This is a genomic window from Stenotrophomonas sp. P5_B8 (assembly GCF_054049855.1).
In genome coordinates this window covers 1-5405 of record NZ_JBFULO010000257.1, presented here as the reverse complement: position 1 = coordinate 5405, position 5405 = coordinate 1, and the positions used below count along the sequence as shown (strand labels likewise).

Here is a 5405-nt window from a genome sequence, read left to right as displayed (position 1 = left end):
GCTGGCCACCGCGCTGGGCGTGGCCGCCGACCTGTTGCTACTGGTGCACTACAAGTATTTCGCGGCGATGGTGAACTTCGTCGGCGAGATGGGCTTCAACGTCGGCCCCATGGATGCGCTGATCCTGCCGCTGGGCATTTCCTTCTTCACCTTCACCCAGATCGGCTACCTGCTCGACTGCCGCGCCGGCGTGGTCAACGACCGCAGCCCGCTCAGCTACGTGCTGTTTGTGACCTTCTTCCCGCACCTGATCGCRGGGCCCATCCTCCACCACAAGGAGATGATGCCGCAGTTCAGCAAGCGCGAAACCTACCGCTTCCATGCCGACAACCTGTCGGTGGGCGGCATGCTGTTCGTGATCGGGCTGGCCAAGAAAGTGCTGCTGGCCGACACCATCGCCCCGTATGCCGATGCCGGGTTCGCGTCCACCGGCGATGTCCAGTTCTGGGGCGCGTGGGCCACCGCGCTGAGTTACGCGCTGCAGCTGTACTTCGATTTCTCCGGCTATTCGGACATGGCATTGGGGCTGGCGCGGATGTTCGGCATCCGGTTCCCGCTGAACTTCAATTCGCCGTACAAGGCGACCAGCGTGATCGATTTCTGGGCGCGCTGGCACATGACCCTGACCCGCTACATCACCGCCTACCTGTACTACCCGGTGGCCATGGCCGTGACCCGCTGGCGCACCCGCCATGGCCGCGCCACCGGCCCGACCGCAGTGGCCTCGGCCGGCGGCTTCCTGTCGATGATCGTGCTGCCCACGGTGTGGGCGATGGGCCTGGCCGGCATCTGGCACGGCGCCGGGCTGCAGTTCTTGATCTTCGGCCTGCTGCATGCCGGCTACCTCTCCATCAACCACGCCTGGCGCGTGTTCGTCGGCGGCCGCAAACCGGCCGCATTGCGCCAGCTGCGCTGGTACCAGCACGCCGGCTACGTGCTGCTGACCTTCGGCGCGGTGCTGGTGGCCCAGGCGTTCTTCCGTGCCGATGGCGTGCACGATGCCTGGGAACTGGTGCAAGGCATGTTCGGCGTCCGTGGCTGGGAAAGCATGGAGCAGCTGGGCTACCTGGGCCGCATGGGCCTGGCCGACGGCTGGCGGCTGCTGATGGGTCATCATCTGCAGCTGGTGTACATCGTGGTACTGCTGGTCATCGTCTGGGCCACGCCCAACGCGCAGCAGATCATGGGCGTGTACTCGCCCTCGCTGGCCAAGCCCAACCCGGCGCCGCGCGCGTGGATGCGCTGGCAGCCGAACCTGCCGTGGCTGGGCGTCATGCTGCTGATGTTGCTGCTGTGCCTGCTGAGCCTGCACAAAGAATCCCGTTTCCTCTATTTCCAGTTCTGACAAGGTGAACCCGATGGATATCCAGACCCTCCAGACCCAGTTGATCGACATCGTCGAGGCGGTGATCGGCACCCGCGTGCAGCCGGACGAATACATGGAGTCGCTGTTCGACTCGATGTCCAAGGTGCAGCTGATGGTTGAGGTCAAAGACCGCCTCGGCGTGACCCTGCCGGTGGATGAGATCGATGCACTGGTCGACTCGGTGCAGGTGCTGGCCGACTACGTGGCCGCGCACCAGCGCTGAGCCGTATCCCCCCTGCAGGAGCTGCGCGCATGCGATTCGATTTCGACAACTGCCGTTTCGTCGACCTGGACCATGCCGCGCATGCGCCAGCGCTGCACGATGCAGACGGCACGCTGGACTGGGCCGCACTGCATCGCGCCACCCTGGACTGGATCGTGCGCGCGCAGGTCGCGGGGGTCCGGCCGGGGTTTGCCCTGGTGATCTCCGGGCACAAGCAGTCCGCCTTCGTGGTGGCCATGCTCGGCTGCCTGCAGATGGGCGTCACCTACGTGCCGGTGGACACCATCAATCCGCCCGCGCGGTTGCAGCGCATCACCCAGCTGACCCATGCCGGCGCGGTCTACGATGCGGCCACCGATACCTTCGGGCCGGGCGCCGATGCACCGCGCGCGTTGCGCGTGCCGGACCTGGCGTACGTCATGTTCACCTCCGGCAGCACCGGGGACCCCAAGGGCGTGCAGATCGGCCGCGACAGCGTGGCGCTGTTCACCGGCTGGATCCGCGACTGCCTGCAACTGGGCCAGGCACCGGCGTTCCTCAACCAGATGCTCTTCAGTTTCGACTTCTCGCTGTTCGACCTGTGCGGTGCGCTGGGCCTGGGCGGCAGTTGCGTGCTGTGCCCGCGCGAGGTGATCGCCGACAGCGAGCGTTTCGTTGAACACCTGCGCCATTCGGCGGTGGCGGTGTGGGCCTCCACGCCCTCGTTCGTACGCCAGCAGATGCTCAACCCACGCTTCAATGCCGAGCATCTGCCGTCGTTGCAGGTGTTCGTGTTCGGCGCCGAATCGTTGACCCCGCGCGTGGCAGAGGAATTGTGGGCGCGCTTCCCGCAGGCGCGCATCATCAATTCCTACGGCCCCACCGAGGCCACCTGTTCGACCACCTGGGTCGAGATCGATCCGGCCTTGCGCGCGGCCGCCCCCAACCCGTTCCCGATCGGCGTGGCCAAGCCCTATGCGGAGGTGTTCATCGACGATGGCGAAATCTGCATGGCCGGCGACCACGTCATGCGCGGCTACCTGGATCGTCCGGACCTGGACCAGGGCGTGCTGTTCGACCACCAGGGCAAGCGCGCCTACCGCAGTGGCGACCTCGGCGATCTTGACGAACAGGGCCGGGTGTATTTCCGCGGCCGCAAGGACGACCAGATCAAGCTCAACGGCTACCGCATCGAGCTGGCCGAAGTGGACGCCTGCCTGTCGACACTGGACGGCGTGGTGGCGGGTGCGGCGGTGGTGCTGCGCCGCCCCGACGGCAGCCTGGTGCGGATGATCGGCTTCGTCGAACTGGCCCAGCCCGGCGACGGCCTGGTGCAGCCGCTGCCGGCCGCGCTGCAGGACTGGAAGGAACAGCTCGGCCGCCGCGTTCCGCCCTACATGATTCCCTCCGAACTGATCGCCGTGGATGCGTTGCCCACCGGCAACAGCAACAAGGTCGACCGCAGACAACTGGAGCAGCGCTATGCCTTGGCGCGCACGCTCCGCAGCCAGGAACCCAGACCATGAAGCTCCCCCTGATCCCGCTCGCCGCCGCCTTGTTCGCGCTTTCCCCGCTGGCCGCCCACGCGCAGCAGGGGGGCCAGGAAGGCCGTCTCGCGCAGCTGTATGCGCCGCGGCCGCCGGCCGGTTCGGCCTTCGTCCGCGTGCTCAACCCGGGCAGCGCCGCGCTCAAGGTCGCCGTCGGCAACGGTGCCGAGCAGAGCATCGGCCCCGCCACCCGCGCCACCCGCTACGCCATCGTCGAAGGCGGCAAGCCGTTCAACCTGCGCGTGGCCGGCAAGGCCCGCAGCCAGGCCCAGGTCGCCGCCGGCAGCTTCACTACGCTGGTGCTGGATGCGTCCACGCCGACCAAACCGCTGGCGGTATTGGCCGATGGCGGCGGCACCAGCGACGCGCTCAAGGCCGAGATCCGGTTCTACAACCTCGCCAGCGGCTGCACGCAGGGCCGCCTGGCCATGGCCGACAAGGGCGCGGTGGTGTTCCCCGCCGTCGCGGCCGGCAGCAGCAGCGCGCGCGGCATCAACCCGGTCAAGGCGCGCCTGGTCGCTGGCTGCGGCAGCAAGGACAGCGCACCGCTGGCGCTGCCGGCGCTGCAGCCTGGCGATCACTACAGCCTGTTCCTGACCGGCACGGCCGCTGCCCCGGTGCTGCAGGGCCAGCTGAGCGGCACCGATGCGGTGGGCCGCTGATCCCATGTCCGAGCGTTCCGTTTTCCGCGACGACCACGCCCTGTTCCGCGCGCAGGTGCGTCGCTTCATCGACAGCGACATCGCGCCGCATTACGCACAGTGGGAGCGCGATGGCATCACCCCGCGGTCGCTGTGGCGCGCCGCGGGCGAGGCCGGCCTGCTCAACTGCCAGCTGCCCGAGCCCTACGGCCTGGGCGGCGACTACGGGCATGCCGCGTGCGTGACCGAAGAACTGGCGCGCGCCAATTACCTGGGCATCGGTTTTTCGATCCATTCGGACATGGTGGCGCCGTACCTGATGCAGTACGGCAGCGACGCACTGCGTGATGCATGGTTGCCGGCGATGGCGCGTGGCGAGGCGATCGGTGCCATCGCCATGACCGAACCCGGCGCCGGCAGCGACCTCAAGGCGATCCGTACCCGCGCCGAGCACCAGGGCGATCATTACCTGTTGAACGGCCAGAAGACCTGGATCACCAACGGCAGCAATGCCGATGTGGTGGTGGTGGTGGCGACCGTCGCGCCGGAGCTGGGTGCGCGCGGGTTGACGCTGTTCTGCGTGGATACTTCCTGGCCCGGCGTCACCCGTGGCGCGCCGATGCCCAAGATCGGACAGCACGCGCAGGACACCAGCGAGCTGTTCTTCGACAACGTGGTGGTGCCCGCGTCGCACCTGCTGGGTGAAGCGCAGCGCGGCTTCGATTATCTGGGTGAACAACTGGCGGCCGAGCGGCTGGCCATCGCGCTGCGTGCGGCGGCCTCGGCCGAAGGCATGCTGGCCGAGACGGTGGCCTACGTGCGCCAGCGCAAGGCGTTCGGGCGCTTCCTGATCGACCACCAGAACACCCGCTTCGTCCTCGCCGATGCGGCCGCCAAACTGGCGATGCTGCGCAGTTTCCTCGACCAGTGCCTGGGCGAGCAGATGCAGGGGCGGCTGGATGCCACGATGGCGGCGATGGCCAAGCTCAACGCCACCGAACTGCAGGGTACGGTGCTCGATGACCTGTTGCAGCTGCATGGCGGCTACGGCTACAGCAGCGAGTACGGCATCGGTCGCGCCTGGACCGACGCGCGCGCGCTGCGCATTTTCGGTGGCAGCAGCGAGATCCTGCGCGAGATCATCGGCCGGACGCTGTAACGCGCGTACGGCACGAACCTGCCGGTACCCACTGTTGGTCGGTACCGGGGGACGCCCTACAGACCCCAGTGCCGGCGCAATGCCTTGGCCTGCGGCGTGTCCTGCGACAGCCACGGGTCCAGCGCGTACACCAGCACATGTTCGGCACCGCTGTCGCGGGCCCAGGCCAGTTGCCGTTCGATGCGCGCGGCATCGGCGGTTTCGCCCTTGAACTGGGTGCCGTCGGTGTTCTCGCCGGGCAGTTCGCGGAACAGCTCCACGATCGCATCGAAGGCCACGCCGCGCTGTTTCAGCATCGCCAGCAGCGGCCGCAGTTCCTGCACATTGCCCGCACCGGCCACCCCGACCCCGTCCTGCACCATCGGCCGCAATGGCACCTGGTCGAGCAGGCTGGCCCAGACCGTTTCCAGCCGTCCGCTGGTCTGCAGCCGGCTGAAATAGGTCGACACCGCGCAGTCGCCACCCTGTGCGTGCGCGGCCTGCTGCAGTC

General features: G+C 67.8%; 6 protein-coding genes. 5 read left to right on the top strand and 1 reads right to left on the bottom strand.

What is annotated here, in order from left to right:
• The 5 genes from ACXJKH_RS13750 to ACXJKH_RS13730 form a co-directional block, all read left to right on the top strand.
• Positions 1–1345: MBOAT family O-acyltransferase (locus ACXJKH_RS13750; RefSeq protein WP_457320064.1), on the top strand; the 1345-nt coding region annotated here is incomplete at its 5' end.
• A gap of 13 nt (positions 1346–1358) precedes the next feature.
• Complete coding sequence (locus tag ACXJKH_RS13745) at positions 1359–1589, top strand: acyl carrier protein (RefSeq protein ID WP_137191072.1); 231 nt, start codon at positions 1359–1361, stop codon at positions 1587–1589.
• Positions 1590–1618: 29 nt separating this feature from the next.
• A complete protein-coding gene (locus tag ACXJKH_RS13740; protein WP_457320062.1) occupies positions 1619–3094 on the top strand; it encodes an AMP-binding protein in 1476 nt (491 codons plus the stop codon).
• On the top strand, positions 3091–3777 hold the full coding sequence (locus ACXJKH_RS13735) for an alginate O-acetyltransferase AlgF (RefSeq protein ID WP_457320060.1): 687 nt from the start codon (positions 3091–3093) through the stop codon (positions 3775–3777). The genes ACXJKH_RS13740 and ACXJKH_RS13735 overlap by 4 nt, the downstream gene beginning before the upstream one ends.
• Before the next feature lie 4 nt (positions 3778–3781).
• On the top strand, positions 3782–4915 hold the full coding sequence (locus ACXJKH_RS13730; protein WP_256775384.1) for an acyl-CoA dehydrogenase family protein: 1134 nt from the start codon (positions 3782–3784) through the stop codon (positions 4913–4915).
• 56 nt (positions 4916–4971) lie between these two features.
• Here the strand turns inward: ACXJKH_RS13730 and ACXJKH_RS13725 are convergent.
• The coding region (locus ACXJKH_RS13725; protein WP_457320058.1) for a DUF4434 domain-containing protein at positions 4972–5405 on the bottom strand (434 nt) is incomplete at its 5' end.